The 401-nt window shown below is 67.8% G+C and carries 1 pseudogene; it reads right to left on the reverse strand.

Annotated elements, in window-relative coordinates:
• Window positions 1-214: pseudogene (locus KDL01_RS42535) on the reverse strand (CTP synthase); the annotation flags it as partial.
• Window positions 215-401 lie beyond the last annotated feature (187 nt).

A 401-nucleotide genomic window follows, 5' to 3' on the forward strand; every position in this document is an offset into this window, starting at 1 on the left:
CGTCCAGACTGCGGCCGTAGTGGCCGGTGTGCAGGCCGGTCTCGGCGCCGTCGTTGGTGACGAACACCCCGCCGTGCTGGAAGGGGTTCATCGTCCCCGGTGTGACGTTGAGGTACAAATCGAGCTTCTGCATCACGACGCGCAGACCGCAGCCCTTGAGCAGCATGCCCAGGCTCGAGGCGATAAGCCCCTTACCGAGCGAGGAGGCGCCCCCCGGGGGGCCTGCGGTGTGAGGTCTTCAGCCTTCGCCCTGGTCACGCCCGCTATTCGCATCTCAGCGCTGTTGAGCCGGTGGCTCACGGCTACTGTCCGCGCGTCCCGGACGCGCAGGCCGGAACGTCGCTGTTTCCTCACCCGGCGGTCACCCATTCGGCGGATTGGGGTTGTCCGGAGCGGCACAC

Source organism: Actinospica durhamensis (genome assembly GCF_018139695.1).
Taxonomy (GTDB): Bacteria; Actinomycetota; Actinomycetes; order Streptomycetales; family Catenulisporaceae; genus Actinospica; species Actinospica durhamensis.